The organism is Nitrospira sp. CR1.1 (assembly GCA_014055465.1).
In the GTDB taxonomy this organism is placed as follows: domain Bacteria; phylum Nitrospirota; class Nitrospiria; order Nitrospirales; family Nitrospiraceae; genus Nitrospira_A.
In genome coordinates, this window is record WIAF01000008.1 from 132,205 (window position 1) to 158,231 (window position 26,027).

30 protein-coding genes are annotated in these 26,027 nt (G+C 60.0%); 11 read left to right on the forward strand and 19 right to left on the reverse strand.

Features of this window, described 5'->3' with window-relative positions:
• Positions 1–12 precede the first annotated feature (12 nt).
• The 8 genes from GDA65_14620 to larC all read right to left on the reverse strand — a co-directional run bounded on the left by GDA65_14620 (position 13) and on the right by larC (position 8,575).
• Positions 13–774: a 2OG-Fe(II) oxygenase gene (locus GDA65_14620; protein ID MBA5863925.1), complete on the reverse strand. Its 762-nt coding sequence runs from the start codon at positions 772–774 to the stop codon at positions 13–15.
• A 50-nt stretch (positions 775–824) separates the two neighbouring features.
• Positions 825–1,547 (reverse strand): hypothetical protein, encoded by a 723-nt coding sequence (locus GDA65_14625; protein ID MBA5863926.1) that lies wholly within the window; start codon positions 1,545–1,547, stop codon positions 825–827.
• Positions 1,544–3,985 carry a DNA translocase FtsK gene (locus GDA65_14630; GenBank protein MBA5863927.1) on the reverse strand — a complete coding sequence of 814 codons (2,442 nt, stop codon included), beginning with the start codon at positions 3,983–3,985 and terminating at the stop codon, positions 1,544–1,546. The genes GDA65_14625 and GDA65_14630 overlap by 4 nt, the downstream gene beginning before the upstream one ends.
• A gap of 97 nt (positions 3,986–4,082) precedes the next feature.
• Entirely contained in the window at positions 4,083–4,889 is an 807-nt protein-coding gene (gene rsmA / locus GDA65_14635) for a ribosomal RNA small subunit methyltransferase A (GenBank protein ID MBA5863928.1), read from the reverse strand.
• Positions 4,890–4,904: 15 nt separating this feature from the next.
• Positions 4,905–5,231 (reverse strand): hypothetical protein, encoded by a 327-nt coding sequence (locus GDA65_14640; GenBank protein ID MBA5863929.1) that lies wholly within the window; start codon positions 5,229–5,231, stop codon positions 4,905–4,907.
• Positions 5,232–5,243: 12 nt separating this feature from the next.
• Entirely contained in the window at positions 5,244–6,287 is a 1,044-nt protein-coding gene (gene pdxA / locus GDA65_14645; GenBank protein ID MBA5863930.1) for a 4-hydroxythreonine-4-phosphate dehydrogenase PdxA, read from the reverse strand.
• Entirely contained in the window at positions 6,277–7,290 is a 1,014-nt protein-coding gene (locus tag GDA65_14650; protein MBA5863931.1) for a sodium:calcium antiporter, read from the reverse strand. Before GDA65_14650 ends, pdxA begins: the two co-directional genes overlap by 11 nt.
• A 58-nt stretch (positions 7,291–7,348) precedes the next feature.
• Complete coding sequence (larC, locus tag GDA65_14655) at positions 7,349–8,575, reverse strand: nickel pincer cofactor biosynthesis protein LarC (protein MBA5863932.1); 1,227 nt, start codon at positions 8,573–8,575, stop codon at positions 7,349–7,351.
• Positions 8,576–8,780: 205 nt separating this feature from the next.
• Between larC and GDA65_14660 the strand changes: the two genes are divergently transcribed.
• On the forward strand, positions 8,781–9,296 hold the full coding sequence (locus GDA65_14660) for a hypothetical protein (GenBank protein ID MBA5863933.1): 516 nt from the start codon (positions 8,781–8,783) through the stop codon (positions 9,294–9,296).
• A gap of 37 nt (positions 9,297–9,333) precedes the next feature.
• Here GDA65_14660 and larB read toward each other — a convergent pair whose 3' ends face one another.
• Both larB and GDA65_14670 read right to left on the reverse strand, forming a co-directional pair.
• On the reverse strand, positions 9,334–10,116 hold the full coding sequence (larB, locus tag GDA65_14665) for a nickel pincer cofactor biosynthesis protein LarB (GenBank protein ID MBA5863934.1): 783 nt from the start codon (positions 10,114–10,116) through the stop codon (positions 9,334–9,336).
• Complete coding sequence (locus GDA65_14670) at positions 10,113–11,138, reverse strand: NAD(P)H-dependent glycerol-3-phosphate dehydrogenase (GenBank protein ID MBA5863935.1); 1,026 nt, start codon at positions 11,136–11,138, stop codon at positions 10,113–10,115. Before GDA65_14670 ends, larB begins: the two co-directional genes overlap by 4 nt.
• Before the next feature lie 121 nt (positions 11,139–11,259).
• On the opposite strand from GDA65_14670, the gene GDA65_14675 reads away from it, so the two are divergent.
• Positions 11,260–11,625 carry a zinc-ribbon domain-containing protein gene (locus GDA65_14675; GenBank protein MBA5863936.1) on the forward strand — a complete coding sequence of 122 codons (366 nt, stop codon included), beginning with the start codon at positions 11,260–11,262 and terminating at the stop codon, positions 11,623–11,625.
• Positions 11,626–11,657: 32 nt separating this feature from the next.
• Here the strand turns inward: GDA65_14675 and GDA65_14680 are convergent, their stop codons facing one another.
• From GDA65_14680 to truD, 3 genes are all read right to left on the reverse strand, one after another.
• Positions 11,658–12,458: an amidinotransferase gene (locus GDA65_14680; GenBank protein MBA5863937.1), complete on the reverse strand. Its 801-nt coding sequence runs from the start codon at positions 12,456–12,458 to the stop codon at positions 11,658–11,660.
• On the reverse strand, positions 12,455–13,699 hold the full coding sequence (locus GDA65_14685) for a TIGR00300 family protein (protein ID MBA5863938.1): 1,245 nt from the start codon (positions 13,697–13,699) through the stop codon (positions 12,455–12,457). Before GDA65_14685 ends, GDA65_14680 begins: the two co-directional genes overlap by 4 nt.
• A gap of 102 nt (positions 13,700–13,801) precedes the next feature.
• Complete coding sequence (truD, locus tag GDA65_14690) at positions 13,802–14,851, reverse strand: tRNA pseudouridine(13) synthase TruD (GenBank protein MBA5863939.1); 1,050 nt, start codon at positions 14,849–14,851, stop codon at positions 13,802–13,804.
• A gap of 123 nt (positions 14,852–14,974) precedes the next feature.
• Between truD and GDA65_14695 the strand changes: the two genes are divergently transcribed.
• Positions 14,975–15,631, forward strand: a complete 657-nt coding sequence (locus GDA65_14695; GenBank protein MBA5863940.1) for a hypothetical protein — start codon at positions 14,975–14,977, stop codon at positions 15,629–15,631.
• The gene (locus GDA65_14700; protein ID MBA5863941.1) at positions 15,628–16,461 is read left to right on the forward strand and encodes a hypothetical protein; all 834 of its coding nucleotides are present in this window, start codon (positions 15,628–15,630) and stop codon (positions 16,459–16,461) included. Before GDA65_14695 ends, GDA65_14700 begins: the two co-directional genes overlap by 4 nt.
• Positions 16,462–16,493: 32 nt before the next feature.
• Here GDA65_14700 and GDA65_14705 read toward each other — a convergent pair whose 3' ends face one another.
• Positions 16,494–17,138, reverse strand: a complete 645-nt coding sequence (locus GDA65_14705) for a hypothetical protein (protein ID MBA5863942.1) — start codon at positions 17,136–17,138, stop codon at positions 16,494–16,496.
• Positions 17,139–17,226: 88 nt separating this feature from the next.
• On the opposite strand from GDA65_14705, the gene GDA65_14710 reads away from it, so the two are divergent.
• Positions 17,227–17,685: a MarR family transcriptional regulator gene (locus GDA65_14710; GenBank protein MBA5863943.1), complete on the forward strand. Its 459-nt coding sequence runs from the start codon at positions 17,227–17,229 to the stop codon at positions 17,683–17,685.
• Positions 17,682–18,440 (forward strand): MBL fold metallo-hydrolase, encoded by a 759-nt coding sequence (locus GDA65_14715; GenBank protein MBA5863944.1) that lies wholly within the window; start codon positions 17,682–17,684, stop codon positions 18,438–18,440. The genes GDA65_14710 and GDA65_14715 overlap by 4 nt, the downstream gene beginning before the upstream one ends.
• Before the next feature lie 59 nt (positions 18,441–18,499).
• Here the strand turns inward: GDA65_14715 and GDA65_14720 are convergent, their stop codons facing one another.
• The 4 genes from GDA65_14720 to GDA65_14735 are packed head-to-tail and all read right to left on the reverse strand — an operon-like array spanning position 18,500 to position 21,856.
• Positions 18,500–19,360 carry a hypothetical protein gene (locus GDA65_14720; GenBank protein MBA5863945.1) on the reverse strand — a complete coding sequence of 287 codons (861 nt, stop codon included), beginning with the start codon at positions 19,358–19,360 and terminating at the stop codon, positions 18,500–18,502.
• A gap of 26 nt (positions 19,361–19,386) precedes the next feature.
• The gene (locus tag GDA65_14725) at positions 19,387–20,166 is read right to left on the reverse strand and encodes an ABC transporter (protein ID MBA5863946.1); all 780 of its coding nucleotides are present in this window, start codon (positions 20,164–20,166) and stop codon (positions 19,387–19,389) included.
• Positions 20,167–20,195: 29 nt separating this feature from the next.
• Entirely contained in the window at positions 20,196–21,176 is a 981-nt protein-coding gene (locus GDA65_14730) for an ATP-binding cassette domain-containing protein (protein MBA5863947.1), read from the reverse strand.
• Positions 21,167–21,856 carry a Lon family ATP-dependent protease gene (locus GDA65_14735; protein MBA5863948.1) on the reverse strand — a complete coding sequence of 230 codons (690 nt, stop codon included), beginning with the start codon at positions 21,854–21,856 and terminating at the stop codon, positions 21,167–21,169. The genes GDA65_14730 and GDA65_14735 overlap by 10 nt, the downstream gene beginning before the upstream one ends.
• A 205-nt stretch (positions 21,857–22,061) precedes the next feature.
• On the opposite strand from GDA65_14735, the gene GDA65_14740 reads away from it, so the two are divergent.
• The 4 genes from GDA65_14740 (at position 22,062) to GDA65_14755 (ending at position 24,926) form a co-directional block, all read left to right on the forward strand.
• Complete coding sequence (locus GDA65_14740; protein ID MBA5863949.1) at positions 22,062–23,174, forward strand: carotenoid 1,2-hydratase; 1,113 nt, start codon at positions 22,062–22,064, stop codon at positions 23,172–23,174.
• A gap of 73 nt (positions 23,175–23,247) precedes the next feature.
• Positions 23,248–24,297: a hypothetical protein gene (locus GDA65_14745; GenBank protein MBA5863950.1), complete on the forward strand. Its 1,050-nt coding sequence runs from the start codon at positions 23,248–23,250 to the stop codon at positions 24,295–24,297.
• Positions 24,298–24,317: 20 nt separating this feature from the next.
• The gene (locus GDA65_14750) at positions 24,318–24,632 is read left to right on the forward strand and encodes a hypothetical protein (protein MBA5863951.1); all 315 of its coding nucleotides are present in this window, start codon (positions 24,318–24,320) and stop codon (positions 24,630–24,632) included.
• A 3-nt stretch (positions 24,633–24,635) separates the two neighbouring features.
• The gene (locus GDA65_14755; GenBank protein MBA5863952.1) at positions 24,636–24,926 is read left to right on the forward strand and encodes a hypothetical protein; all 291 of its coding nucleotides are present in this window, start codon (positions 24,636–24,638) and stop codon (positions 24,924–24,926) included.
• Between the two features lie 16 nt (positions 24,927–24,942).
• On the opposite strand, the gene GDA65_14760 is transcribed toward GDA65_14755, so the two are convergent.
• The gene (locus GDA65_14760; GenBank protein ID MBA5863953.1) at positions 24,943–25,422 is read right to left on the reverse strand and encodes a hypothetical protein; all 480 of its coding nucleotides are present in this window, start codon (positions 25,420–25,422) and stop codon (positions 24,943–24,945) included.
• Positions 25,423–25,529: 107 nt separating this feature from the next.
• Here GDA65_14760 and GDA65_14765 point away from each other — a divergent pair, with 107 nt between their 5' ends.
• The gene (locus GDA65_14765; GenBank protein ID MBA5863954.1) at positions 25,530–25,886 is read left to right on the forward strand and encodes a hypothetical protein; all 357 of its coding nucleotides are present in this window, start codon (positions 25,530–25,532) and stop codon (positions 25,884–25,886) included.
• Positions 25,887–26,027: the final 141 nt, after the last annotated feature.

Here is a 26,027-nt window from a genome sequence, read left to right on the forward strand (position 1 = left end):
GTACGGCGAACCCTATGCGCGGGACCTGGAGGAATAGGCGCGTTTAAACACGGATCGCAACCCGAAGTAGGCGAATGAATCCTTGAGATTGGAATAGAGGCGTTTAAACGCACCCATGTCGGGATTGGTCACATACTCCAGAGTCAGGACAATCCGTTCTTCGTGATCGCCGAGCGGCGTCACGGCGTGCCAGAGCTTGTCGCCGTTGAAGATCACCAGGTCGCCGGGAGCCGTCGCCAGTTCCATATGCACCGGCTGCTTGCCGGGAACGTCTTTGAATAAATCACAGACGAGGCGGCAGTGCTGCGATTGATCGAGCAATCCCAGCAGGATCGTATACCGGGCGCCTTTGTAGTAAGAGGTATCGTAGTGATACCCGATGTGGTCGCCGGCTTCCGTGTAATAATACAATGCGCAGGAATGCGGATCGTTGTCGGGACACAGGAGGAGATTCACCTTGGTCAACCGGTTGAGCATAGCCCGAAAGGCATCTGAACGATACAGGTCGATGAACTGCGGCGCCTGCTCCCGCACTGTATAATAGCTGACACTGCCGCCCTTCTTATGTCCCGGAATGTAATTGCGGTTCAAGCCGGATTTGAGCGCCTGCGCCTGTGACGTCAGCTCGGCCTCGACAAACTCACTCGGCAAAAACTGAGGAATGTACAGGAACTCGTTCTGCGCCCAATAGTCCCGCTCTAACCGTTCGAGGTCCAAGGCCGCAATCGCCCGCTCAACTGCTTCGGTAACACTGCTTGCACAGGCCTGGTTCATGCTCCCCTCACCATGTCTTGATTCATCGTTGTCCCGCCGCCGACCTAGGTTCAGGGTCGGCTCAGGACCGGCGCCCTGACGATTTCTACATCGGCCGGCGCCTTGAAATCAAATAGGTCGTCTTTTAATCCACTGTTCGGCTTCAACTCTGAGAATTCAAAGGTGGCGATGTTCCCGCTGACCTCGTGCAGCGCGATGGTCTTGAGAAAATAGGTCTTCGGCTGCACCTCGATCACGATTTTCTGAATCGCCCGCTCCGGTTCGGCACGTCCCTGCTTGGGGGTCAGCGATACTAGGAGAATCCCCCCGGCTCCCCGCTCCTTATTGGGCATCGGTTCAATATCGAATTCCTCATCCAGCTTGGCCACTCCCTGCAATAATTGCAGCGGCGCCTGGGAAGCCGCCATATAGGTCAGCTTACCCACCAGCACTTGCTTGTGCTCCGGCACGTACATCTTCACATCGTCCTTGTTGACGTAGATTTCTTCCGTGGCCGGCTCGATATAATCCCACCGCAACCGCCCGGGCTTCTTAATGTAAAAATGGCCGGTCGAAATCACGGGCGTGGAAAATCCTTCAATCCTCGTCTTTTGCGAGAAGGACGCCTGCAGGTCCTTGGTTTTCTCGTAGCGGGCTTGAATTTTTTTGACGATATCCTGGACTTCCTGCACCGCCTGAAGGTCAACCGCCGGCTCATCCGGCTTCACAAGTTGAGCCGCAGCCGGCACGGCATTCACCACGAGCACCGCAACGAGCAAGAATCTTCGCATCATGCCTCATCTCCGCCGACCGGGCCTCGACGCCCCAGAACCTCGCGACGCCCATCCCGTCCGGCCGCTCCCACAACGCCGTCCGCCTCCATCTGTTCGATCATGCGGGCCGCCCGAGGATACCCCACGCGCAAGCGCCGCTGGATCAACGAGGCGGAGGCCTGCCCCGTCGAGAGGACCAGGTCCTTGGCCTGTTCATACACTTCGTCTTTCGCCTGCTCCTCCTCCGCCTCTTCGATTTTAAGCGACTGCAGTTCGCGGCAATACGAGGGCAAGGCCTGCTTCTTGACAAATTCGACCACCCGCCGCACGTCGTCATCAGACACAAAAGAACCGTGAATACGCATCAACTTTCCGGTCCCCGACGCGAGGTACAACATGTCTCCACGGCCGAGCAGCGCCTCCGCACCGTTCGCGTCAAGAATCGTGCGCGAGTCGGTTTTGGATGACACTTGAAACGCGATCCGCGCCGGAAAGTTGGCCTTGATGAGGCCGGTCAACACATCGACCGACGGCCGTTGGGTCGCGAGCACGAGGTGAATCCCTGAGGCGCGCGCCATCTGGGCGAGACGGGCAATCTTATCTTCCACGTCCTTCGGAGCCACCATCATGAGATCTGCCAATTCGTCGATCATCACCATGATATAGGGCAGCGGTTCCGGCGGAGTCGGTGCGACAGAATCCCTCGGGCCATTCTCCCCGGCGGGTTCCGCGTTCTCTCCCTTCGAGAGCCGTTCCTCCTCGGAGAGAAACGTCAATTCCACCTGTTCAGCCTTGCCGGAATGCCAGACATCGGACACCGCCCCCTGCACCTCGGAGATTCGTCTATTGTAGGCATCGATGCTGCGCACCCCGGCTTCGGCCAACAGCTTATACCGCCGTTCCATTTCCTGGACGACCCATCCCAGCCCGCGCGCCGCGGACTTGGGGTCTGTAATCACGGGGCGAAGCAGGTGCGGAATCCCGTCATAACTTTGAAACTCCAGCATCTTGGGATCGATAAGGAGCAACTTCACTTCATCCGGCCGCGCGCTGAACAGAATGCTCAACAACATCGTGTTCAATCCCACGCTTTTTCCGGCTCCGGTGGCGCCGGCCACTAGCAGGTGGGGCATCGTCTGCAGATCGGCGCAGACCGCCCCTCCGAAAATATCTTTCCCCAGTGCCAGACTCAGTTTGGACCGCGACCTGGCGAAGGCGTCGCTGGTCACGACTTCCTTCATGGACACCATTTCCCGGTGTGGGTTCGGCACTTCAATGCCCACGACAGATTTTCCCGGCAACGGAGCCACGATGCGCAAACTGATGGCCTTGAGCGCCAGTGCCAGGTCATCGGCCAGGTTCACGATGCGCGCGACCTTGGTGCCGGGCGCCGGTTCGAATTCATACATGGTGACGACCGGCCCTGGGCGCACTTCGGTGACGCGCCCCTCGATCGCAAAACTTTTCAAAGCCTTGGTCAGGATTTCAGATTGCAGTTTCAGCTCGTCGTCGCTGAGACGGGCGATAGGACCGGAGGGATCACTGAGTAATTCTTGCGGGTCCGGCAAGACATAGCCATCTGAGACGGACGGGCTCGTCGCCACCGCTGCAGCCGGTTCGTCATCGGGCGTAGCGCGCTTTTCCACTTTCATCGGCGGCTGAATTTTTGGGGGAATCATGGGAACCGCAATCTGCTCAACCGCCTCGGCCACCACCTGCACCTCGCGATCGAGCCCCGGCTCTTCCATCTCGCGTACCGGCCTTGCCACCTTCACACGAGACCGCTTCGGTTGAGTCGCCGGCTCTTCCTGCTTCACCCGCCACTCCGGCATGAGTCCGGCCATGCGCTCGCGGACGGTGCCCCACCAGTCAGGAACCCGTTGTAGCAACGCCGTCAACGACAGGGGCACCGTAAACAGCAGGGCCACGATCAGCCCGGCGAGAACGACAATATGCGCACCGGTTGTAGCGAAATACCTGCGCGCTCCGTCGGCCAACACCTGGCCGATGATGCCGCCGGCCAAGCCTCGATTCACCCATCCGCTGGAAATCGTCGGGACAGCCGTCACTTCCAGATGCAAGAGCGCGCTCAAAAACACCATGGCGGCCAGTCCGCTGCCGGCATTTCTGAGTCGCATGGTGAGCGGAATGGGTGTGAAACAGCGGGCCCCGAGGAGCCCGAGCAGAATGGGAAAGAGATAGGCGGCCCCACCGACCATGAAAAAACATGCGGCCGCCGACAGCGCTCCGACCGACCCGATCATGTTTTTGGGCTGATTGCCGGCAGCTCCGGATGCCGCGATCGATTTGGCGTCGCCGGGAACAAACGACACCAGACTGAGCAGGATCAGGAGACCGACTGCGATCAGGAGAACCCCGATCACTTCGCGCTTCACATGAGAGGAACGGGAAGGGGCTGAGCGGGCGTCACCGCGCTTTGCCGTGGTGGATACACCCATGCGGCGGATCGTAGCACAGGGAAAACGCCTTTTCAAACAAAGGGGCAATGTTGCGCAGGCCGATCAGCCGCTGCCCATGCGCGTAGGAATTGCGTGATCAAGCCGATTCGCCATCGCCGACCGCAGAGGCGAGGGCGCGATAGTCATCGAGGGTCAGCGTCTCTGCCCGAGACTGCACCGGAACACCGATAGCCTGCATCGCGCGGGAAATCCGCCCGGACGGATATCCCTCATCACGCAACGAATTCACCAACGTCTTCCGCCGATGGGCAAAGGCCGCCCGCACCAGACGCCGGAACCGCTCATAATGAACCGGATCGATGCCATCCCGGGGCTTGAGTTTAAGATGCACGACCGCCGACCCGACGGTCGGACGAGGGCGGAAACAATTGGCAGAAACACGAAAAGCGACCTCCACCTCTGCCGCTTCCTGCGTCAAAACCGACAGCACTCCATAGTCCTCGCTGTTCGGTTTGGCGGCCAATCTGAGGGCCACCTCGGTTTGCAGCATCAGCACTAGACGGTCGAAGTGGGCACGGGCATCCAGTAATGCGAACAGAATCGGCGTGGAGACGTAATACGGCAGGTTCGACACCACCACCGTCCGCGGCGGCAGGCTGTCGAAGGGGAACTCCAAGGCATCCCCGATTCGAAGGTCGAGGTTGCGGCAATGACCGAGCGTCTCCTGAAGTTGAGGCCGCAGCTGCGGATCGATCTCGACCGCAATGACACGCCCGGCCTCAGCACACAACCCGGCCGTCAACGCGCCCCGGCCCGGCCCGATTTCCAAGACCGTGTCATCCGGACGAAGCGCCGCCAGGGACACGATTTTGCGGATAATGTTCGGGTCGATGAGAAAATTCTGACCAAGCCGTTTCAGGGCTGGGGGAAAGGGCGCAGCCATGGTTCACGCGGCTTTCTATCCGGCGGTGCGAGGAGCCGTCGTCCGCAGGCGTTTCGCGAGCGTGACAAGATACGACCGATAACATTCCACTTCGTCGCTGAACTCCTCGATCAAATCGTTGGTGAACGCCATGCCCGGAGTTGTTCGCGTCAGGCCGTCCGCCTCGGCCGGCCCGGCATGTTGCTGCAGCAGGGCCACCGTACGAATTTTCCATTGTCCCACACGTTCCGTGCCCAGGGTGGTGTTAAAGTCCTGAATGGTCCTGGTCGCGATCGCGTCCAACTCCTTCACCTGTTGATCGATGATGGCTGCCGCGGAAGATCCTGCATTTGATATGGACATGTCTCCTCTTTCCTATCGGGACGGTTGGTGAACGGGAGACCAGGATTGTGCCAGACGGGCCGCGACCTTCACCGCCTCCAACAAACTCCCGTGCTCAGCGACCCCTTTGCCGGCAATATCGTAGGCGGTTCCATGATCGACCGAGGTTCGAATGATCGGCAACCCTACCGTCAGATTCACGCAGGCGCCGAACGCGACGAGCTTGAGGGGAATCAATCCTTGATCATGATACATCGCCACCACCCCATCGTAGTCGCCGCGCGCGGCCTTTCCAAACAGGGTATCGGCAGGCAACGGATCGCTCGCCTTGATGCCGGCAGCCCTGGCTAACTTGACGGCCGGAGCGATGCTGGTCGTCTCTTCGTTCCCGAACAGACCATGCTCCCCGGCATGAGGATTCAACGCCGCCACGCCGATCCTCGGGCGCGCAATGCCAAAATACTTCGTCAACCCGAGATGCGCCAAACGAATGGCCTTGCTGATCCGCTCCTTGGTCAGCAGTGGAGACAAGGCGTTGATCGCGACATGAGTGGTGGTAAACATAATTTTCAGCGGCCCGCCGACAATCATCATACCGAACTCTTTGGTCCCGGTGAGATCCGCCAACAGTTCGGTGTGCCCCGGGTAGTGAAACCCGGCCATATTCATCGCTTCTTTATTGATGGGAGCCGTGACGATTCCGCCTACGCTCCCCGCCTGCGCCAACTCGACCGCTTCTTTGATGAATGCGATGGAAGCCGCACCGGTCACTTCCGACGCCACGCCCATGCGAAATTTCGGCAGCGGACGTTCCAACGGATCAGCCACAGCGACCTGTCCGGACTTCAATCGCGAGCCGCCGCCCGGATCAAACGCCACTACGTCCAAGGGCAAATCCAGCCACTTGACCGTTCGTTCCATGACCGGACGGGAGCCGATGACCACCGGCCGACAAAGCCGCGTCAGCGCCTTGTCGGCCAGCGCCTTGGCAATGACCTCAGGCCCGATCCCGGCCGGATCTCCCATGGTGAGACCCAAGAGAGGACGGACCGACCGTTGTGAGAGCTTACGAGCCATGGGCATACAAGAATAATGTGTAGCCAAGGTACAGGAGCGCGCTGCCGCTGAGCAACCAGGGGCGCCAATGCCCGGACCAGACTGCCTGCAACAGGCTCAGACCCATGGCAATGACGGCGAGGACCATCGTCGCCAGCGCCGTGGTCCCCAGGGTCCATTCGGTTCCGAGCAATCCGACAGAGACGGGGATTGAACCCTGGAACACCATCGCACCGGTCACATTTCCGACCGCCAGCCGATCCTTTTTCCGGTACAACCACAAAAAACTATTAGACATCTCGGGTAACTCCGTGGCCAGCGGGGCGATCAACAACGCAAGGATAAGCGGCGAGACCTGCAGTTCGGCGGAAATGGAATTTGCCGCCGTGACAAACAGGTGGGCTCCGCCGACCAACCCCAGCAACCCGACGATCCCTTGCGCTCCAATGACCAGATATGAGGGTTTGGCGGAGCGGCGGGAGAAAAGCAGCGGTTCCAGGTCACCACCCTCCTCGCCTTCTTCGTCTTCCGCCGAAAACTTGAGTTTCATGTAATACACGTACATGGCCAGTAGCACAACCGCCACAGCGACATGGAAGACCTTCGAAGGGATCATGGCGCAGGTGAGCGCCAGCACATAACTGACGAGAAAAAAGCTGATATCGACCCGGACCTCGCCATAATTGAGCTTGAAGGTCGCCGTCCGCTTCCCCAGCTTTGCGTAGAGCACCAGCAGCAGCGCCAGGATCGGCAGCACCAACGTGCTGAGCATAAACGGCGCCCCGAGAATGGCCCCCAGACCGACTTCCATCTGCTCGCGCCCCGCCCCGAAAAAGATGGCGATGATCGGAATCGAGGTTTCAGGGAGCGTCGTCCCGACGGCAGCGAACACACTCCCGACCGCGCCTTCCGAAATATTCAGGCGTTTTCCGAGCCACTCAATGCCGTTCGTAAAGAGATGGCACCCGGCGAGGGTGATGACGACGGAGGCGACAAACAGTCCCACGTAGAGCAGAACTGTCACCGGCGGCCCCGCAGGTCAATGGGAGAGGGGGAGAAGGGAACAGACACGATCTCGTCAATCACGTGCGCCCCTTTCTTGTGTGGCTTGCGCCGCGGGTCTGCCGATACACCAGCATGGCCTCGTCTAGCACGTCCTTGACAGGACGACCACTCTGTTCGGCCACGCGTTTACAATCTTCATATTCCGGAGCGGCTTTGCTCTGCCCCGGCCGCGTCTCTGCGAGTTTGATGCGCACATCAGTCCCGTTGACCCGCACGGAAGCAAACCGGCGCGGCAACACACGCCGCTGCACCTCGCGAGTCCGGACGCCGAGCGCCGTCGTTTCGGCAAAAAGCACCGCCAGGACCGCCTCTGCCTGTTCCCGAGGCACGAGGACGGACAGGACATTTCCCGGCCGGCCCTTCTTCATGATGACCGGCGCCAGCGTCGCGTCGAGAGCCCCGGCGGCAAACACCCGGTCGAACACCGTGTCGTACACTTGCGGATTCACATCGTCGAGATTCGTTTCCAGCTCAACGATCGTGTCCACCGCCCCGCTCAGAGCCGGCTCTTCGCCGATGAACACGCGCAACACATTCGCCCACTGCGCCGGATCGGCAGTCCCCGCGCCATATCCCACTTGACGCACCTGCATGGAGGGCAGGCCGCCGAATGCTGTCGTCACGGTTCTGAGCAGGGCCATCCCGGTCGGCGTCGTCAGCTCCCGCTCAGGACCTTTGGCGTAAATCGGCACTCCGACCGCTAACGCGGCTACGGCAGGTCCCGGCACAGGCAACGCGCCGTGAGCCGACTGAAGCATGCCGGACCCGACATTGACGGCGGAGGCCGTCACACGCTGAATGTCGAGCAGGTGCAGGCCGAGGATCCCGCCGACCACATCCACAAACGAATCGATCACGCCCACTTCATGGAAATGCACATGCGCCGGCTCGACTCCGTGGGCCTTTCCCTCAGCGTCTGCCAGGACGTCGAATACGGCCTGACTCCGTTCTTTCACCACTGGCGGCAGGCCGCTTTTCCGGAGAATGCTGGCGATTTTCGCCAGGGTCAACGGGGCGCGAAAACCTTTATCAATCAGCACATCGACCTTGGTCGCCGTGAGGGCTCCGCGCTCGACCCGCTTGCGCGCGAGCCGATACCCCTCGATCTTCAGCGAAGCCAGTCCGCGCACGAGATCCTTGAACGGCAACCCCGCATCGACCAACGCGCCCAATGTCATGTCGCCGCTGATGCCGGAGAAACAATCGAAATGCAGGTGCCTCGCCACGCCACTCCTACGGTTCATGATTCCACGCAAACGAGCGGCATCTTACCGGAGCCGCACCCAGACAGCAATCATTCCGCTCGTTCATTGACAGCCCTGCCATGCTGTGTTATCCCCAATCAAGAAACGCATGCCATCGGACCACCAGCCACCACCTGCGACACCGACACCCATGATCAATTCAACACCAGCTCCCCGGAACACCGGCAGGCGTGTATCGGCGGGAATGAGATTCGGCCTGCTGCTCCTGCTCAGCGGCATTTGCCTGCTTGGGGAGCAGAGCGTGATTCTCGCCAAAACCAAAGGGAAGAGCAGCGTCCCGCGCCCTGAGCCGGACTTGAAAATCCTCTCGCTGCAGGCTGCGCCGATGCCCTATCGGCCGCAGGATGGCCCGTTTCATTTCGTCGCCACCGTGCAATTGCCGAAGGAAGTCGACGAACACCTCATGCTGGAAGTGTCCGCACTCGTCACGTCCGCCTCCATGACCTCGCTACGCTTCCTCTCGATTCGACAGCCGGTGAATCAACATGTGCAAACGACTCCAAGCGCGAATGGAGATACCCCGCAACGGCATGTGCACGTCGACCTGGAGTGGGACGGACTGGATCACAACAAACAGCAGATTCCGGTCGGATCGTATGGGTATGAAGTTCGAGTCAAGCTGTTGAGTAACGGAGAGAAAGGTCAGCGCACCCAAATGCTCTCATGGCCAAAACGCGGCAAGATTGTGGTGAAGGACTAGCCGAGTGCCTTTCCTGCGATACGAGCGCATTTCGTGATTAGCGCCTCGCCCCTGTCGGCCGATCCCCATCCATCTCGCCCACCATATTGATGCGGTGAGCCAGGCAGCCGGCGCCGAACCCGTTATCGATATTCATCACGCCGACACCGGCCGCGCAGGAATTCAGCATCGTCAACAAGGCGGCCAACCCGCCGAAATGCGCGCCATACCCACGGCTGGTCGGCACCGCGATGACCGGTTGCCGCACCAATCCGCCGACCACGCTTGGAAGCACACCATCCATCCCGGCCGCAACAATGATGGCCCGCGCGTCATGTAACCGCTCTTGTTGGCCAAGCAACCGATGCAACCCGGCCACTCCCACGTCATACAAGGTGTCGGTCTTGCTGCCCATGATATCGGCCGTCACGCGCGCCTCTTCGGCGACGGGAATATCGGCGGTTCCGGCGGTGACAATGAGGACAGACCCTCGACGCACCAGCTTGGGCGGCACAATCGCCACGACCCGCGCCGCCTCGTGATAGGTCGCTCGTTTGCTGACCCGCAGCAACGCCCGAGCGGCAACAGGCTCCACCCGCGTGGCCAACAGCGCATTATTCTTCCGCAACAAAGTCCTGGCGATGGCCACCACCTGCGACACGGTTTTTCCTTCGCAAAAAATGACTTCCGGGAAACCCTGTCGAATGGCGCGGTGGTGATCGAGCGAGGCAAATCCTAAATTTTCATACGGGAGTGTGCGCAACCGGTGCAGTGCATCCGGCACCGCTGTGGCGCCCTGCTGAACGTCTGTCAGTAACGCCCGCAACTGGTCTTGATTCATGACAGGGCCTTTTCTTCCTTGGCTTCGCGTTCCATCAGGTCACCGACTGCCTGACGGCAAGGTTTGTCGGCAAAGAGTACGGCGTTGACCTCCTGTACAATCGGCATGTCTACACCACACTGCTGGGCCAGACCCAACGCGGCTTTGGCGGTACGCACGCCTTCCGCCACGGCCTGCATACTGGCCAGAATGCCGTCCAACCGCTCGCCTCTTCCTAACCGCACCCCGACCGAATGGTTGCGACTCAAGGGCCCGGTGCAGGTCAGGATGAGATCTCCAACTCCGGACAATCCGTAAAACGTTCGTGGATCCGCACCCATCGCCATTCCAAGCCGGATCATTTCAGCCAGGCCACGGGTGATCAGCGCCGCGCGAGCGTTATGGCCGAGTTCAAGCCCATCCACCACGCCGGCCGCAAGGGCCATGACATTTTTCAACGACCCGCCGAGCTGGACCCCAATCAGGTCGTCATCCGCATAGACCCGAAACGTCGGCGTCATGAACAGGCTCTGAATGGCCTTGACGGCTCCGGCATCCTGGCCGGCGAGGCACAGCGCCGTCGGTTTTCCCTGGCTCACCTCGCTGGCGAAACTGGGACCGGACAGGACCATCAATGAATTCCTCATATGTGCAGGCAGAACATCCTGCATCACCTGCGTCATTAGTTCGAGCGTGGTTTCCTCGATGCCCTTGGTGGCGCTGACGAAGGGAACCGATTGCGATAGGAGGGGGCCGATCCGGCTCAGGACCAATCGTGCCACATGCGAGGGCACGGCGAAAATGACACAATCAGCCCCCGCCAGGGCGTCAGCCAACTGGTTCGTGGCGGTTAAGGTGGACGGCAGCCGCACCCCCGGCAAGAAGACGACATTTTCACGCTGCCGTTCGACGGCCTGCACGACCTCCGGTTCATGCGCCCACAAACACACGGAGATCTGTTTCTCAGCCAGATGACGGGCCAACGCCGTTCCCCAGGCGCCGGCGCCGATGACCGCTACGCGTTGACTTGATGATCGCGTCATGGACGCGGATTATAGGAAGGGGTCTGGAAGGGTGTCAACGAAGCCATCCGGCACATTCGCCTGATCACTGGAATTTCGTTTGCGCAGACGGTAGGCTGCAGGTCCACGAGGAGCCGCGATCATGAAGCCCTGTCCAGCCTGCGGACGCGCCCTGCCCGAAATCAATCGTTACTGCACCTACTGCGGAGCCGGCGTGGCCCGCGACACGGAGGGAGCAGCGACGACGCGCGCGTCCGGCTCCGGCTCAGCGAGAGAACAGCTGAATCTGAACATCTTATATGGCATGATCACCGTCCTGATCGTGTCTCTCATCATGCCGCCCTGGGAAACGCCGCCCTCACAACCGGCAGCCTTTCTCGGCTTTCATTTCATTCTTTCACCGCCGCAACCAGGGGCCATTGTCAGCCGTTTGTTGCTCACGATCGAACTCACCACGACGGCCATTGCAGGTCTGTACTTATCGTTTTTCTTCCGGTCAAAGCGGTAAGCGAAGGGCGCTCAGGCTGGTCACCTACGCTGTTAATCCAGAGCCAGGGTCAGGCATTTGGCGGCGCCGCCTGACTTCATGAACTCACCCAACTCCACGTCATGCGTGTAATACCCGCGGGATTCCAGAAGCCCTGTGGTGCTGGGACAACCGGCCGGAATGACGATGTGCTTGCCGATGCAGACAGCATTGCAGGCGAATCGAATCGCTTCCGCCTCCGGCACCACAAGCCGCTGTTCCTCAGGTATCCGTTGCGCGATGGCGGCCAGGCCATAGGCATCGAATGCGGGAGGAAAGTACAACAACTCGCCGCCGCTGAGGGGACAAAAACACGTATCGAGATGATAGAACCGGCCATCGATGAGTTCGAGCGGAATGATTTCGCGCTGGAAGATCTCGCTCAGCTTCGGAAACGACCGGATATCCGATCGCTGGCGATATCCGCCGAACCAGGTGTCTGGAAATCCCAGGAGGTCGCCGGCTCCTTCAAAATAGAGCGACTCCTCGAGCGTCACTACATCATACCCATGCTCGTGAAACCATTGCGTGAAATACACTTCCTCGCGCCGGCGCTCGGGATAACGAAACCGGCTGATCACGGCGCGGCGACCGTCAACCACCCCGGCATTGGCCGTAAAGACCAGATCCGGCAATCCGGGAACAGGCTGCATCAGCTCGATTCCTGCTCCGACGTCCTGCTCCAACACGTTCACCAGCCTCTGCCATTGGCTCGCCGCGCGCGACGGAGCCACGGCATTCTCACGACGCATCCAGGGATTGATTTCGTAATCGATCTGAAAATATTCGGGAGGACAGACCAACAACCGGCTCATAGACGCCACCCGAGTTCACGCGCCAGTTCTTTGAGAAAGGATGCGGCGTCCATCACAATGCCGACCGCTTGAAAACTGCCCCGGTCCGCCAGTTTTGTCGGCACGGAAGGATTCACATCGACGCAGACGGTGGGCACGGTGGCCGGCAACAAATTGCCGGTGGCGATGGCGTGCAGCGTGGACGCCACCAACAGAGCCAGGCCGACGCCCTGCACTTCGGCGCGCATCGCCTGCTGCGCCTGCATGGAGTCCGTCACCACGCCGGGCAGGGGGCCATCATCCCGGATGGTGCCGGCCATCACCATTCTCACGTCGTGCCGTACGCAGGCTGCCATGATGCCCTCGGTGATCATACCGGAGCGCACCGCCTCATGAATGCTGCCGATCGCGCGAATCCGGTTGATCGTCCGCAAATGATGCTCATGTCCATGCGGAACGGACCGACCGGCGGTCAAGCCATACCCGAGAGACGTGCCGTACAAACTAGCTTCCATATCGTGCGCGGCCAGCGCATTGCCGCAGAACAGAGCTTGAATAAAGCCGGCTTCGATCAGCCAGGTCAGCGCCTCCCGCCCGCCGGCATGCACGATCGCCGGCCCGCCCGCCAGGAGCACCTTCGTGCCCGGATGCCCCTGCCGAAAGCCGGCCCGCAATTTCAGCATCCGTTGCGCGATATCGGCGATGACCGGCTGATGCGGTCGTTCTGAAGACACCACCGATTCCATGAAACCGAACACATCGCGCTCGGCAGGGCGGGTCAAGGGCAGAACCCTAATGCCTTCTCTCCCCGTCACGATCAAGTCGCCGGCCTGTACCGCGCCCATTGGCAGCGTTCTGGCGCGAGCCTTCGCCGGATCGACACAAATGCCGAGGTCCATCTCCATACCCTCGACCTCCACCCAATCGCCATCGAGCCGGATCTGAGTCGGCAAATGCGTCGTGGCATAGAACTGATCGGGGAATATCCCTGCCGCCGGGGCCGGCTCGAACCGGCAATCGGTGTCCCGCTCGACGGCGGCGCCATGGGGTTGAATGGCCTGGAGAATCTCGGCCAACTGCCGGCTGGACCGGGCACGCACGACAATTCGCGCTTGCGAAGGCGCCTCTCTCGTCGTCCCTATGTTCACATCCTGCAGATCGAAGGCGCCGCCCATCATCAGAATCGTGTCCAGCACTTTGGCCAGGATCAACGAATCGATGATGTGGCCTTGGAGAAATACCGTTTCCTGCGATGCTGACATGACCGGGTCCTCTGAACTCGAATCGGCAATCTAGAGGGACGCAGCGTGAGTCACACGTGCGTATCCTGATTCTACCATTAGTCCGAATGGATGACCCGTTCGCTAGGAATTCTTCACAACCTCTCGCAGCACACTGGTGGCATAGGATCCCGGCGGGAGCCAGAACGAGAGCGTCAACACCGAACCGTCCAGCGACCAGGCCAGGTCATTGAGGCGAACACGCAGCGCGCGCCGCTCACCGCGGAATCCGCATTCCGCACCGGCTTTCGACAAGAGATCCGGCGTGCTGCCCAATTCGGCAATGACGGCCCGTTCAATGTCTCCCGGCACACCTGTCGCCCATGGCGCCCGCGACCCGAAGAGTGGTCCCGTCGGGCTGATTTCGAATCGATCCGCCCGCAGCTGCTCCACATCCGGCTGTTCCACCGGGAAACAGGCGCCGTTTTCAGACTTCATGGCCCAATCACCGAGCAACACCCGGTCAATAGTCTCGATCCGCCTGGCAACGATCTGGTTGAACACATACGACTGATAGGCATTCATGAACCAGATGCGTTTGGAGCGAGGCATCTTGTTGCGGCGCGCCGCATCCTGCAGTAACTCGGCGCCCAGCTGAAAATTTGTCCCCGAGCGTCCTTGTCGTTGCGGACCGAAATAATTGGGCACCCCGCGCCGCACCAGCTCATCAAACAGCCGGCTCAGCAAGTCCTCGCTCCCCTCGCGAACATCGCGTACGACCAAACGAAAGTGATTGCCGGCATGGTGCCCCTTGCGCAGTCGATTGCGATGGCGCCCCAATACCTCTACGCTAAGCAATCGCTCGTCTGTCGCTAAGGCCGCGACCGCGTCGGCCTTCACGCCCTGCAACGACACCATCTGCGTGGTGACCGCTTGTGCATCCTTGAGGCCGGCCACGCCGATCGTCTGCGCCTTCACATGGAGTTGGGACGAGAGTCGCAACACCAGATCAGGGGTAGACAGACCCCGCTTGGTGATTTTGATATACAAGTGTTCCCCCTCGCCGCAGGGCAAATACAGAGGGCGCTCGTCCACGCAAAAATCTTCCGGCGTGCTGCGGATGCGGCCGCCGAGAGCCGGAATGGAAGCGGTCACGTAGGGCACCGTATCATCGAGCCAAGAGGGAGTCGGCATGAATGTCCTTCATCGTTTCAGAGCGATTACACTTCACGTCATTTGGATAGTCACGGGAGCCACCCGTGTTATACTCATCTCAGGCGAGCTCCGACGCCCACTATCCCACTGGACGTGATCCTCATGCGAACCGGCCTTGCCAAAACGAGCTGTGCGATCTTGTTTCTGTTGTGCGCGATCGCACCCGCCTCGTCAGCGACGGCGGGCTCCCGGGCAATCGGGATCGATGTCTTTGCGCAGCTCACCCAACACATCAAACGCCAGGCAGACACCGACAAGCAGGCCTTTGCGATTGCCAGTCAATGCATGACGTTGTTTTACAAGCAACAGCGGCACAAGCCTGCCCCGCCCGCCGTGCAACAGATTGCCTGGATTCCCGCGGAGTCCTCTGCATTCGCCGCCGCCGACTCAGACGCGCAGGAGGCGGATTGCCGCAAGCGGTATCCCGACGGACTCGATGCGGTACGCACCGACTTTCAGCGCACCCAGGCACTGCTTTCCCTCAGTCTGACCTTTTACGAATTCGCTCTCGTCGGTGACGGCGACGACAATTCCCTGTACAGCGCGCGTGAACTGCACGACATTCTCGTAGCGTTGAACCTGGCCGCCGAACCTTCTCTGGGAGCTGCTGCCCATCTGCGTTCGCTCACCGCCCAATTTGATTCCCTGCACGACGCCCGTGGCATGGAAGCGCTCATGACAGGGATGGGCAAACTCTATGATCAGGGCTATCGTGTCACCACCGCGGACAAAGCGCATCTGAATCGAGTGATGGAATGATCTCCGCGGTGATGCGATGGCAGGAGCTGGTGCGCGTCTGGATCGGTCACTGGCTCAGCCGCCCCTTTCACCATTTCTTCAATCTGATACCGGGAGTGGAAATCGGTCTGTCCACGGCGACCGTGACCAGGCTTCCGCTCACCCATGCTCCCCTGGCCGGACGACGGGCCGTACACTTGAGCGATCTGCATCTGGACCGCTACCGTCCACGGCATCGCGCCCTGGTGCGCGCCGTGGCGGACCTGAAGCCGGATTGGATCTTCATCACCGGCGATCTGGTCAATGTCCGGGACGGACTCCCGCATGTGCTGCGCTTCCTCACGGAACTGCGACGGCTGGCCCCCGTCTTCGTGACCCTCGGAAACCACGATCACTACAGCGGTATCGGTGTCGATGAGTTCGCCGAACAATTCGATCGCCGCAAGGTCACACTGCTGCTCAATCAGGTCACGTTCATTCGAGTGGCAACCGGCGAACTGGCCATCGCCGGGCTGGATGATCCGTCACTCCATCGCGCAGATCTTCGCTGCATTCCTTCGTCGCAGCCCGGTCGGTTCACGCTGGTGCTGGCGCACGCGCCGAATATTCTGGATCAACTGACGCCCAAGCAACACACCGATCTCACGCTCTGCGGCCACAGCCACGCCGGCCAATGGCGGATTCCCGGCATCCCGACATTCTGGTTGCCGCCCGGTTGTCACGGACGGACTCACGGCCTGTACGAGAAGGGCGGCCACCGTCTGTATGTCAATCGCGGCCTGGGTTGGTCGGCCCTTCCCATGCGAGTGAATTGCCCGCCCGAAATTGTGCTGCTTGAGTGGGCCGCATAAACGCCGACGCGCCGGTTTTCCGCGCCACCTGCTCAACGAATGCGCTCCAACGCTTCGCGAGCCCGGCTCCGCACCGTTTGATCCCAATCTTCCTTACTGACATAGGCCAACTTGTCTTTGGCCGCAGTCGCGCGCAGACGACCGAGTCCCAGGGCGGCACTGGACCGCACATAGGCATGGTCGTCCTCCAACGCCGCCAGAAGGTGTGGCACGACCGTATCATCCCCGATCACCCCCAGGTGGCTGGCCGCCATTCCTCGCACCTGATGCTGCTTATCGCCCAAGGCCCGCTTGAGCGTCGTCAGAAACAATTCCTGAAAGCGCGGTGCAATTGCCTCAAGGCCGACGCGCCGGTACTCATTGACTTCAATGACCGCAAACGCGAGCTGCAGCCGTTTGTCGGCGGAGGTCTGGCTCTCGAACGACTTGATCAACCGGGCTCGCGCCTGATTCCGCTTGCGGCGTTTCCGAATGTTCCCGACCAGCAGCCATACCACGGCCGAGACAGCCAGCACCAATGCCGCCAGGGGAATGGCCTGATCGATGATCAGATCCTGCGTATCCGGCGACAGGCGTTTCCACACCCATACCCCGGACACCACTACCCCCAGCAGGAGAAAAATGGCGGTCAGATTGGCTTGGCCGGATTGCGTGTGACGAGCCATGGCAGGCGACATGATAGGAGGACGGTCCTTGCGGCGTCAACGCAAGTCCCGTGAACCACTCTTGACAGCTACCCTCACGGATGTCTAGTCTTCGCCCGCGATGGACCTTCCGGACCTGAAAGACGAACCCCACCTCAAAGTGCTGCGCCCTCTGGTCGAAGCCTATCTCGCATTTTCGCGCGCAGATAGCCGCCATGTGCGCTCCCTGCGGCTCACCCCGTCGCAATTCGACGTGATTGCCACCCTCGGCGACACCAAGGGCCTGACCTGCGCCGAACTATCGACCGCCACATTGGTGACCAAAGGCACACTCACCGGGGTGCTGGACCGGCTGGAGGCCAAAGGGCTGATCCGGCGCACGCCGGTCGCCGACGATCGGCGATCCACCCGCATCTGCCTCACCGGCAAGGGCAACCGGCTGTTCCGAACGACCTTCGCCGCCCACGTTGCATTCCTCCGTCCCTTCTTCCAACGCGCGCTCTCGGCGGCGGAAGCCGATCAATTGCGCACTCTGCTCTTGCGTCTCCATCGGAGTTTTCAGGAGAAACCGGACGCATGATCCGCCTCACGGTGCTGGGGTCGGGAACCAATGTTCACCCCACGCGCGCGGCCGCCGGGTACCTCATCCAAACCGATCAGACGTTTCTGCTGGACTTCGGTCCGCGCACGCTCTCCAACTTGATCAAAAGCGGGGTCGATCGCCACACCGTCACGCACATTCTGTTTTCCCATTTCCACGCGGACCATTTCGCGGATTTTATTCCGTTCTTCTTTGATGCGGTGATCTTTTGCAAGTATCAGGGCGGGACCAGGCCGCCGCTGACGCTCATTGGCCCGCATGGTACCGCCACGTTGATGCGGGCCATGATGACGACGTTCCCGAGTTTCGATCGGGCGCCCTTCCGAGTTACGGTCCGCGAGGTGTCCGATCGCAGCTTCCGGATCGGCGAGACACGCATCACCCCCGCCACCGTCGCCCATGCGCCCAAATTACACTGCGTGGGGTACCGGATCGAGTATCAGAATCGCGTGGTGGCCTATTCAGGGGACTCGTTGTATTGCGAGAGTCTGGTTCGGCTCTGCCACGAGGCTGATCTCGCCGTGCTCGACTGCTCTTTTCCCGAGAACCGGCCAGGAGCCGGGCATCTACATGCGGGCCTTTGCGGCCGCGTGGCACAGGAAGCCGGCGTCAACCAGCTGATCCTGTCGCATTTTTATCCGATTGCTGAACGGTTTGATGTTCGCAGGCAGGCGAAACACCATTTCCCGGGACGGGTCAGAATGGCGCGGGACCTGCTCAAGCTGCGGAGCTAACCGAGACAAATTTTCTGCACGAGGCGAGAACGCAGCTGGCGGACTTTTTCAGCATCCTTCTAAAGCCCCTCTTCGCGCTGTTCACACCCCAATATCTCCACGAACCGCGGCAAGCGGTGCTTTTTGAGAGGCTCGTCGAGTTTATTGTAGATGGCGAGCAGGTTTTTGATCATGCGGGCCAAAATCGCTCTGGTCGGGCTTTTCTGCAGAAAACGGTCTTCGAACCCGTAGCCGGCTTCGGTGAGAAAGCGCGCGCAGTTTTTCTCTGTCAGCAACGCGCCGCCGTTGAAACAATCGATGAAAATTTTGTACCGGTCCGAATCGAACTTCACCAGGAAATGGCCGGGCATCCCGATCCCGTGCACCGGCAACTGCAACCGCTGGCCGATTAGGAGATAGACTGTCGAGAGACTGATCGGGATACCCGTCCGGCGATCGATCACGCAATTCAGATAACTGTTCTCGACTTCGTAATAGTTCTTGGTGTTTCCCTTGAATCCGGCTTGCGTGAATAAGTAACGGTTGAGTGCTCTGACCGTCTCTTCACCGGAGACACGGGAGCCGATCTGTTCCCGGACATCCTGCGCCATACGATCCAATTGGCGCCGGTAGGCCTGCACATCCAGCGTTGGATAGGCATAGCGCGCGAGGATGAACGCGCCGGTTTCCAGGTCCACCTGGTCATCGGGTAACGCGATCAGATCGCGGAGCTCCTCCTCCAGCCTCGTCCCGCGGATTTCCTCCAAGACGGTGACGATGCGATCGGCCATCTCCGGCTGCTCAATTTCCGCCTCCTGGAGCAGCGGGACGGCGCAGTCGCCGTAGTCAATCAATTTCCCGCTAATCGTTTTGACGATCCGCTCATCCTCGTCACTGAGGAGCCGGATCAAGGCGCGGATTTGACTTTCGTTCACGAACATGGAGGATCCTCGGTGCGTAACCCTGCTCACCCGATCGCCCGCCGGAAGGCCCGCGCACCACCATAGAGACAGATCGCATCGAACAACACCATCACGCCGATCACCATTCCGACATGGGGCAAGGCCTCAGCCCACCCCTGAAGAATGAGCGGACGGACAGCATCAATGGCCCAGGTCATGGGATTGAACTGGGCGAGAAATCCCATCCAGCCCGGCATGGCCGCCAACGGCACTAAGGCTGAGCTCAGGAAAATCATCGGCAGAGAGAGGAAGCCGAGAACGGAAAAGAAATCGCCATGGCTCTTGACGGAAAAGGCCATAGCCATCGAGATGGCGGTTAAGCCCACCCCGAACATCATGCCGATGAGCAAAATCGTCGCCACCCCCGCCAAGCCGGTGACCGGCTGCACGCCGAAGAGCCAGGCCACAGCCAGGATGACCAACACCTGCAGCGAGGTGATGGTGGTCACAAAGATGAACCGGCTCAGGATGACTGAGGTTCGATGAATCGGCGTGGACATCAGCCGCTCCAGAAAACCGTTTTCCTTGTCGAAGAGGAGATCGACGCCGCCGGCCAATCCGTTATTGAGCACGGTCATGACCACGACCCCGGCGGTCAGAAAGCTGATGTAGCTCGACGATTGGGTCACCTGCATGTCCGCCGCGCGTTGAAACAGGTTGCCGAAGAAGATCAGCCAGAACAACATCGGCTGCACCAGCGTAAACAGCATGCTGAACTTTTCCCGGCTCAGCCGCCGCACCCAGCGCATCGTCAATGCGCGAATTTCCTGCGAATATTCTTTCATAACCCGGTCCGTACGCTCCTCGGCGACAATTATGAGTCTTCGGCCTTCGGCTGATCGTCCTTGATAGACCGCCCGGTGTGGGCAATAAACACGTCATCCAACCGTGGTCGATGGTAGTCGATAAACTCCAGCTGGCACGTCAGGCGATTGGCTGCTTCGAGGATAGCCGGCAAGGCCTTTTCCGGAGAGTCCACACGAATGTCCAGTCCGTTCTGCCTGGTCGTGACGGCACGAATGGCCGGAAGGTCCCTCACGGCAGCGGCCAGCTTCTCGACGCGATCCTGTTCGCGCACCGTCAACGACACGAGATCTCCGCCCAACCCGACTTTCAATTCACCGGGAGCCCCCAGGGCCTTGATCCGTCCCCCGTCGATGATGGCGATCCGGTCGCACAGCTGATCGGCCTCATCCAGATAATTGGTCGTCATCACCACGGTGATGCCCCGCTCCCGCATCGCCCGCACATGGTCCCAGATGCGCAAACGACTTTGCACGTCCAGCCCGAGCGTCGGCTCGTCAAGGAAGAGGATTTTGGGATCGGGCAGTAACCCGCACGCAATGTCCAGCTTACGCTTCATGCCGCCGGAATAGGTCTTGGCAGGGCGATCAGCCTGCTGCTCCAGTTCCACTAATTTTAACAGTTGAGGAATTCGCCGGGCTGCGTCTTCCGCCGAGAGATGGTAGAGGTCGGCAAGCAGTTCAAGATGTTCCCGGCCGGTTAGAAACCGATCGATGGCTCGCTCCTGGGGTACATAGCCGATGGTCTGCCTGACACGGTCCGCATCTTTCACTGAGTCCAGGCCGAAAATCTTGGCCGATCCCGAGGTAGGGTTGAGCAGGGTGATCAGAATGCGAAGCGTGGTGCTCTTGCCCGCGCCGTTCGGTCCGAGCAGGCCGAAAATCTCTCCAGTGTAGACCTGGAACGAGAGGTCATCGACAGCCCGCACCTTGTCGTACGTCTTCCCGAGGTGGGACACTTCAATAGCGACCGGCCGCGACATCAGCCCCATCCTTCGGCGCCGTGCCGTTCTGCCAGTTTGAACTGAATCAAATCGCTGAGGCGGCGGGCTTGCTGCGGCACATGCTCCGCTTCCAGCAAAAACTGTTTTTCCAGCGGAGTACAGTCGAGATAGGTCGAAAGCGAATTCACGAACACCTCGTCGCTCACATCGGGCCGGATCAAACTGTGCAACGGTGAGGCCTCCTCTTCAGCTTTCAGATATTCATCGAGCACCCGCACCAGGTACCGGCGCAAGGCCTGGTCGAGAGACAGGGATCCGTCGCGAGGCTTCAAGGTGATGCGGGCTTCGCGATAGCTTTTCTCAAAGAATTCTTCATGGATTTCGTAGCGTTCAAGGCCTTGCAACAGGATGTTGGACCGGCCGTCGGGCAGCACTTGTACGCTCGCCAATCGCCCGACACAGCCCACGGAAAAAATCGGCGGATTGCCCTCGTACTGTTCCTCCCAGCCCTCCTTCAACAACGCCATGCCGATACATTGCCCTGCCGCAGCCGCATCCGCTACCATCTGGCGGTACCGCGGTTCGAACACGTGGAGCGGGAGATAGGTCTTGGGAAAGAAGACGACGTTCGGAAGAGGAAATAACGGAATGCGTTCCGGGACAGGAAATGGTTGAACTTTTCCCGACAATTCCCGGTTCGACGGCTCACGTTCAGGCTCAGGAAACATGGCTCACGATAGCTGATGCTTTGCAAAATTGTCAACGCTGCCGCCAGGCCGCATCGCGTGACGAATCATCATAAAACGTGCATGAATACTGACGTTTTGACGACTGTCCATCAAAAAAGACAGTGGGACCGGACGAGTCCATGCGAAATGGCCTGAAGGAGCGGATACTGATTTCGCCATGACGAGAGGACGCCTCGCCTGCTCGATGTTCCTCCTGACCCTGGCAGGACTGCCCTCCCTCACCGCGCAGTCCGTCGCGACTGAGGAGGCCCCTCACGCCTTCGACATGGCCGTGCCGGGATATCACTATCGGTTTCCCGATGACCATGGAGCGCACGAACGGTTCCGGACTGAATGGTGGTACTACACCGGTCATCTCACCGCAGCCGACGGCCGCCGGTTCGGATTTGAACTGACTTTTTTTCGACGGGGCATTCCTCCTGATCAGGTTCACACGTTGCCATCCAGGTGGTCCATTCAGCAACTCTATCTGTCCCATTTCGCCCTGACCGATTTGGGCGCCGGCCGCTTTTATTACGCCGATAAAGTCAGTCGCGAAGGACTCGGGAAGGCCGGAGCAGAGACAGGCCGGTTGCACGTGTGGGTGGACCGCTGGTCCCTGCTGATGGATGATCGGACGACACCGAGCCATCGGCTCCAGGCCGACACCGACGACTTTGCGATCGATCTCGATGTCGTTCCCGAAAAACAGCCGGTCGTGCATGGGCGGGACGGCATCAGCCGTAAAGGCGCCGATGCCGGGCAGGCCTCGCACTATTATTCACTCACCCGCCTCGCGACCGGAGGGCAGATTCGAATCGGCGCCGACACCTTCGCCGTCACCGGCCTCAGCTGGATGGATCATGAATTCGGCTCGGCCGATCTTGGGCACGATGTGGTGGGATGGGATTGGTTCAGCCTCCAGCTCAGCGACTCCACGGAACTGATGTGGTATTCCCTGCGACGCGCCGATGGATCGAGCGACCCGGTCTCAAGCGGCACCCTGGTCCTGGCCGACGGGCGCGCACATCCACTCGACGCGCAGGATCTCGCCATTCAACCACTGGCCTACTGGACCAGTCCGCGATCCAAAGGCCAGTACCCGCAACGATGGCGACTCACTGCGCCTTCCATAGGAATTGATTTGACGGTGGAGTCGCTCCTCGCGGATCAGGAATTGGATACGGCCCGCAGCACTCGCGTGATCTATTGGGAAGGGGCGGTGTCTGCCTCAGGCCAGGCGCGAGGCGCGCCCGTAACAGGACGCGGCTATGTGGAAATGACCGGGTATGCCGAACGCTTCACCCCGCGCCTGTGAATGTCCCTCACATTCACTCGCTGTCGCACCTTGACTCAGTCGCTACGCTGTGATTAGGTCTGCGACCACCGTGATGTCCTTATGCACTCGAATGGCGAGCCTGCTCCGGCAATCAGTTTGCCTCATCAGCTTCCTGCTCCTGGCCTGCGGCAGCCGTGAATCGGCCGTGGTCTCAATCGCGCTCCACCCGTCGAACCCCAATATTGTCTATGTGGCCACGAACGATGCCGTACATAAGACCCGGGACGGCGGCGCGACCTGGGAACAGTTTCCGGCGTTCACCGCTCGCCGCGTCACGACCCTGGCAATAGACCCGAAACTCCCTGCCACAGTCTACGCCGGCACCATGGGCGACGCGATTTACAAGAGTCCCGACGGCGGCCAGCATTGGCTCCCCCACAACGTCGGACTCAAAGAACACGTCTCGTTCATCAATGAAATCATCTTTCATCCCCAGAACACCGAACTGCTCTACCTCGCCACAACCGTCGGCGCCTTCATCTCCAAAAACGGAGGGCGGGAATGGGAAGAACGGATGGCAGGGATGAAGGAAGTGCATATCGTGACCTGCATCACCATGGATCCCCAACATCCCCGCGTGTTGTATGCGGGAACCACAGGCGGCACCTATCGCAGCGAAGACGGCGGCACGAGCTGGCAAAAAAAGAATACCGGGCTCATACCCGAGGATGTGCTAAACGCCGCCATGGCGTTGGGCGTGAATGTGCTGGCGGTTGATCCGCGGAATTCGGAGATGGTCTATGCCGCCACCACCAAGGGATTGTTTCGATCCGGCAATCGCGGCGAGCATTGGGAACAGATCGGGGAAGGATTATCAAACCAATTCATCAGTACGCTGGCGTTGCATCCCACGGACGCCAATATCTTTTACATCGGTGGGACGGATGGCGTGCGGAAAACCATTGATGGCGGAAAAACCTGGCAACCGCACAATGAGGGACTGACAACCTTGAATATCCGCACGATCAGCCTCAGCCCGAGTGATCCCCAAGTGCTCTACCTCGGCACCAACGGAAGCGGATTATACCGATCGTCCGACGGGGGCCAACATTGGGCACCGGTTCCACTCACCGGGCCAGGCAAACCCGTCCCCGCGCCATAAAGAGGCCCGCTGGATCACCGATGCCGACGCTGCTGCTCATCCGCCATGGAGAAACCGACTGGAATCGATCGGGACAAGTCATGGGGAACCAGCCGATCCCTCTGAACCGCACCGGCGAACAACAGGCCTGCGCCTGTGCCGACATGCTGGCGCAGACCCCGATCGCAGGCATCTACACCAGCCCTGTCTTGCGCGCCGTGCAAACCGCCGAAATTGTCGGTCGCATGCATGCAGTCCCGGTGCATCATACGCCGGGACTGAGCGAGATCGGCGTGGGTGATTGGATCAATCGGTACTGGAAAGAGTTAGATGAGGACCCGGCCAAGCGGGACTGATATCTGCACCCGGACCGGGCCCGCCCTTCAGGCGGTGAAACGCTCTGCGACGTGCAACAGCGTGCCGTTACAGCAGTCGAGCAGGCGCTGCAAATGGCGCAAGATGGACCCTACGTGTTTGTGTCCCATGGCGACGTCATTCGGGCGCTGCTGGCCCATTATCTCCGGCTCGATTTGAATGCGCTGCGTCATGCACGTATTGACCATGCGGGGGTAAGCGGACTCGAAGTGACCGAATCCGCCACCCACCTGCTGTTCCTCAACCATCGACCCGGCCTACACAGGCTGGCGTGAACCGCTTACCATCCCTTTACTGGTGAGCGGCAGTTCCCTCCGAACCTTTCCCGTAATAGCGGCTGCCATACCGCTTCAATTCTTCGGACAACGCGGTCCATTCCTCGGCCGTCAATAAGGCTTTCATCTTGAACCGGAGCCCCAGGATTTTTGCGGATGAACGCATCCGGTTGTTATTCAGTTCGTCGAGGATCTTGGTGAACTCCTCAGGCGAAGCCGAATAGTTCGCATTCAACTCATAGAGCGCGCGATGAGACTGGCGGTGCTGTTCCCGGGCCGACTTAATCTCGGCGATCATCTCTCCCATCACCACATTCACCTGCTTGACGGTTTCCGGATTCTTGACATGTTTGTCAACCAGCCCGCTCACGTCCTGAGACGCTTTGCTCCAGTAGTAATCTCCTTTGGCATGCTCATAACTTCCATGATGGTGGGAACAACCGGCCAGACCGGTCACCAGCACTCCGACGAGAAGAACCAGGGATCGATACCTCATCACACCCTCCATTGAAAAAATGACCGCCTCGCACGAAAACGCGTTGCGCCGCAGCTCGTTCCTCCCGTAAGCTTCCCGGAACACCTGACAGGGCAAGGAGTACCGGCATGGGGGAACAGCAGGCATCTCAACGCGGAACAGGGCCGGTCGAATCACTCCGGAATGAATTCCGTCAACACCTCGATGTGTTTTACAGCCGCCTCAAACTGGCGGCCCCCTATGACAGCGTCGAAAAGGCTCTGGGGACCCTCACCGCCATACTCAAAGCCTTGCCGCCGGAGGATCTCCAAGGTCTGGGCACGGACACGACCCGACGATGGACCCATTTCCGGCAGGCTTTTGTCGAGTCGGGCCTGAGCCAGAAACATCGCGGAATCATCGCAGGCCTGGCACGATCCGGCACCCCGCCGGACCTGCCGCCGGAATTCGACTATCTGCTGGATCTGTATCGCACCAGAGCTTAGCGCCCATCTTCACGATGGCGTACCGGACTCCCAACGCCCCCTTATTGGAATCACTCTAGCAGGATGCGGAAAAAGTCCACCAGCGGCGTTCTCGCCTCGTTCAGCGGCTCAACGTACGACAAGAATACGATTCCCGCTTCA

Bases quoted from the DNA above. Each gene is read 5' to 3' on its own strand.
- GDA65_14730 (MBA5863947.1), bottom strand. From the start codon at position 21,176: ATGGGGCTGATGTCGCGGCCGGTCGCTATTGAAGTGTCCCACCTCGGG.
- GDA65_14715 (MBA5863944.1), top strand. From the start codon at position 17,682: ATGATCCGCCTCACGGTGCTGGGGTCGGGAACCAATGTTCACCCCACG.
- GDA65_14630 (MBA5863927.1), bottom strand. From the start codon at position 3,985: ATGGGTGTATCCACCACGGCAAAGCGCGGTGACGCCCGCTCAGCCCCT.
- GDA65_14695 (MBA5863940.1), top strand. From the start codon at position 14,975: ATGCGAACCGGCCTTGCCAAAACGAGCTGTGCGATCTTGTTTCTGTTG.
- GDA65_14680 (MBA5863937.1), bottom strand. From the start codon at position 12,458: ATGAGCCGGTTGTTGGTCTGTCCTCCCGAATATTTTCAGATCGATTAC.
- GDA65_14735 (MBA5863948.1), bottom strand. From the start codon at position 21,856: ATGTTTCCTGAGCCTGAACGTGAGCCGTCGAACCGGGAATTGTCGGGA.
- GDA65_14620 (MBA5863925.1), bottom strand. From the start codon at position 774: ATGAACCAGGCCTGTGCAAGCAGTGTTACCGAAGCAGTTGAGCGGGCG.
- GDA65_14760 (MBA5863953.1), bottom strand. From the start codon at position 25,422: ATGAGGTATCGATCCCTGGTTCTTCTCGTCGGAGTGCTGGTGACCGGT.
- GDA65_14675 (MBA5863936.1), top strand. From the start codon at position 11,260: ATGAAGCCCTGTCCAGCCTGCGGACGCGCCCTGCCCGAAATCAATCGT.
- GDA65_14765 (MBA5863954.1), top strand. From the start codon at position 25,530: ATGGGGGAACAGCAGGCATCTCAACGCGGAACAGGGCCGGTCGAATCA.
- truD (MBA5863939.1), bottom strand. From the start codon at position 14,851: ATGCCGACTCCCTCTTGGCTCGATGATACGGTGCCCTACGTGACCGCT.
- GDA65_14685 (MBA5863938.1), bottom strand. From the start codon at position 13,699: ATGTCAGCATCGCAGGAAACGGTATTTCTCCAAGGCCACATCATCGAT.
- GDA65_14670 (MBA5863935.1), bottom strand. From the start codon at position 11,138: ATGACGCGATCATCAAGTCAACGCGTAGCGGTCATCGGCGCCGGCGCC.
- larC (MBA5863932.1), bottom strand. From the start codon at position 8,575: ATGAACCGTAGGAGTGGCGTGGCGAGGCACCTGCATTTCGATTGTTTC.
- GDA65_14700 (MBA5863941.1), top strand. From the start codon at position 15,628: ATGATCTCCGCGGTGATGCGATGGCAGGAGCTGGTGCGCGTCTGGATC.
- GDA65_14725 (MBA5863946.1), bottom strand. From the start codon at position 20,166: ATGAAAGAATATTCGCAGGAAATTCGCGCATTGACGATGCGCTGGGTG.
- GDA65_14640 (MBA5863929.1), bottom strand. From the start codon at position 5,231: ATGTCCATATCAAATGCAGGATCTTCCGCGGCAGCCATCATCGATCAA.
- GDA65_14705 (MBA5863942.1), bottom strand. From the start codon at position 17,138: ATGTCGCCTGCCATGGCTCGTCACACGCAATCCGGCCAAGCCAATCTG.
- rsmA (MBA5863928.1), bottom strand. From the start codon at position 4,889: ATGGCTGCGCCCTTTCCCCCAGCCCTGAAACGGCTTGGTCAGAATTTT.
- GDA65_14710 (MBA5863943.1), top strand. From the start codon at position 17,227: ATGGACCTTCCGGACCTGAAAGACGAACCCCACCTCAAAGTGCTGCGC.
- GDA65_14625 (MBA5863926.1), bottom strand. From the start codon at position 1,547: ATGATGCGAAGATTCTTGCTCGTTGCGGTGCTCGTGGTGAATGCCGTG.
- GDA65_14745 (MBA5863950.1), top strand. From the start codon at position 23,248: ATGTCCTTATGCACTCGAATGGCGAGCCTGCTCCGGCAATCAGTTTGC.
- GDA65_14750 (MBA5863951.1), top strand. From the start codon at position 24,318: ATGCCGACGCTGCTGCTCATCCGCCATGGAGAAACCGACTGGAATCGA.
- larB (MBA5863934.1), bottom strand. From the start codon at position 10,116: ATGAATCAAGACCAGTTGCGGGCGTTACTGACAGACGTTCAGCAGGGC.
- GDA65_14720 (MBA5863945.1), bottom strand. From the start codon at position 19,360: ATGTTCGTGAACGAAAGTCAAATCCGCGCCTTGATCCGGCTCCTCAGT.
- GDA65_14740 (MBA5863949.1), top strand. From the start codon at position 22,062: ATGTTCCTCCTGACCCTGGCAGGACTGCCCTCCCTCACCGCGCAGTCC.
- pdxA (MBA5863930.1), bottom strand. From the start codon at position 6,287: ATGGCTCGTAAGCTCTCACAACGGTCGGTCCGTCCTCTCTTGGGTCTC.
- GDA65_14660 (MBA5863933.1), top strand. From the start codon at position 8,781: ATGAGATTCGGCCTGCTGCTCCTGCTCAGCGGCATTTGCCTGCTTGGG.